Raw genomic sequence first — 2436 nt, 5'->3', positions numbered from 1 at the left:
TTGCTTCAACAACTGGATGGCCTGTCGGCGTCGCTTCTCCAGTTGTTGGGGGGTTCCTTGGGGTCTCATACCCCCAATTATAGCTAAAAATATGAGAATGCTCCATTCTTTTTACGAAGCTCAATAATAATAATTTTATTTTCTAATAAAAGCAAGTAATCTCTTTTTTGACATATTATGCGGCTTGAGCGCGAACAGTTATAAAACATCTTGAATAATGGAGCGATTTCATATAATATCTAAAGTCATTCAGAGCAATCCAATAGATCAGCATGACACTGTGCACGAAGAGGGGAGCAGGGAAAGAAAATTTAGCGGTACATGGATAGGGTTCCTGTATGACGTCAAGAGCAAAGAAGCAGGCAAGAAAGAAATCGAAACTGGGCCAGACTATGAAAGAAAACATCTTTGAAAAGCTGACCGATGAGGAGCTGCTTGCCCTGTCAAGCATCTCGATGAAGAAAGAGGAAATCCGGGAGATCATCACGGAACTGGGAAAAGAATCAGGAGAGATCGACGCCTTCTTCAAGGACGAGCTGACCATGGTGGACCTCGTGAAGCTACTCGATAAGAACATCAGCCGGAAGCAGGTAGTTCAGCTCATCACCAGCGAGGACCCCGGACAGGAGATCAAGAAGATATTTAAATAGCTGCGCGACAATTTCACAATTAAATTTTATTTCGAAGCAGGGGGTTATCATGAGTAACAGGAATAGGCTGCTTCAACTTCTCAAAGAGAATTCTCTTCTTTTTGGAGATTTCACACTCACCTCCGGTAAGAAGAGCAGCTATTACTTCGACAGCAAGCTCACAACACTCCTTCCCGAGGGCTCCTATCTGGTTGCGAGGGAGATCCTGCGGATCATTGATGAGAACAAGATTCAAGCGGATGCCATCGGCGGATTGACGCTGGGCGCCGATCCCATCGTCTCCGCCGTAGCAGCGGTCAGCTTCATGGAGAAAAAGCCCCTGCCTGCCTTCATCGTGAGGAAGGATCCAAAGGGACACGGTTCCAGGCGCCGGATCGAGGGAAATGTCAGGGACAACGCAAAGGTCATCATTGTTGATGATGTGGTCACGACGGCTGGCTCCACGCTGTCCGCCATCGAGGCGGCGAAAGAGGCAGGCTTTGAAATCGTGGCGGTCATCTGCCTCGTGGATAGGGAAGAAGGAGGGGCGGTACTCCTGAAACCTTACAACTTCTACCCCATCTTTCGCCGCTCCGAGATTCTCCCCTCCTGAATGATTTAGCGAAGCGATCCGCGGTCTATTTTTTTCGATAAAAGCCAGAGATGGTTTCGACGATCATCTCCTGACTCTGCACCGGAAGGCGGGGGTAGATGGGAAGAGAGAGCGCTTCATGTGCCGCCCTCTCCGAGTTCGGGAAATCGTTCTCCCGGTAGCCCAGATACTTGAAGCATTCCTGAAGATGGAGGGGGATGGGGTAGTAGATCTCCGTGGAAATCTTCTTTGAGCCGAGATGATCCCGCAATTGGTCCCTCTCCTTCGCCATGAGTGTGTATTGATTGAAGATGTGGGACGATTTCTGAAAGCGTGCTGGAATAGTTATGAAACCATCCTCGATAAGCCCGGTTTGCCTGAAGAGAGCATCGTAGCGGTCTGCATTCTCCCTTCTCTCACGGGACCAGCGGTCGAGGTATTTCAGCTTTACGTCAAGGACCACAGCCTGGATGGCGTCGAGTCGGCTGTTCCATCCTATCATCTTATGAAAATATTTTTTCGCGCTCCCGTGCACACGCAGCAGCTTCATTTTCCCGGCCAGTAAATCGTCATCGGTGACCATCATCCCGCCATCGCCGAATCCACCCAGGTTTTTCGTCGGGAAGAAGGAGAAGCACCCGGCTGTGCCCAGAGTTCCAGCCTTCTTCCAGTTACCGCTCTTCTCAACGAGATATTTACTTCCCAGTGCCTGCGCGGCATCCTCTATCACTAGGAGATCTCTGCGCTTTGCAATCTCCAGGATGGCATCCATATCGGCCATCTGTCCGAATAGATGAACCGGGAGGACAGCTTTTGTCCTGGAGGTGACGGCTCGCTCGATCCGGTAGGGGTCGATGTTGAAGGAAGCAGGCTCAATATCCACGAAAACGGGTTTTCCCCCCACTTTGGTTATGGAGCTGGCAGTGGAAAAAAAAGTGAAGGGGGTTGTGATGACTTCGTCTCCCTCTCCGATTCCTGTGGCGGCCAGGGAAATGATGAGGGCATCCGTTCCGGAAGCGCACCCCACCGCATGTTTCACCTGGCAATAAGCAGCGACGTTGTACTCGAACTCTTCTACTCTCGGCCCCAGGATGAAGTGCTGGCTATCAATGACCCCTTCTATTGCCTTGAATATCTCTTCTCTTATCTCGCCGAATTGCGCCTTGAGATCGACGAAATCTATTTTTACCACCTCTTCTCCCTTCCATTTCTTAT

General features: G+C 50.1%; 3 protein-coding genes. 2 read left to right on the top strand and 1 reads right to left on the bottom strand.

Features of this window, described 5'->3' with window-relative positions:
* Window positions 1-338 precede the first annotated feature (338 nt).
* Together AB1756_07460 and pyrE are read left to right on the top strand one after the other, a co-directional pair.
* Window positions 339-650 (top strand): hypothetical protein, encoded by a 312-nt coding sequence (locus AB1756_07460; GenBank protein ID MEW5807165.1) that lies wholly within the window; start codon window positions 339-341, stop codon window positions 648-650.
* A gap of 49 nt (window positions 651-699) precedes the next feature.
* Window positions 700-1242 (top strand): orotate phosphoribosyltransferase, encoded by a 543-nt coding sequence (pyrE, locus tag AB1756_07455; GenBank protein MEW5807164.1) that lies wholly within the window; start codon window positions 700-702, stop codon window positions 1240-1242.
* 25 nt (window positions 1243-1267) lie between these two features.
* On the opposite strand, the gene AB1756_07450 is transcribed toward pyrE, so the two are convergent.
* A partial coding sequence (locus AB1756_07450; protein ID MEW5807163.1) for a DegT/DnrJ/EryC1/StrS family aminotransferase occupies window positions 1268-2436 on the bottom strand: 1169 nt, incomplete at its 5' end.

The sequence above is a fragment of the Acidobacteriota bacterium genome (assembly GCA_040752675.1).
In the GTDB taxonomy this organism is placed as follows: domain Bacteria; phylum Acidobacteriota; class Polarisedimenticolia; order JBFMGF01; family JBFMGF01; genus JBFMGF01.
Note: the sequence above shows the minus strand (reverse complement) of the source record. Positions and strands in the feature narration are given on the sequence as shown.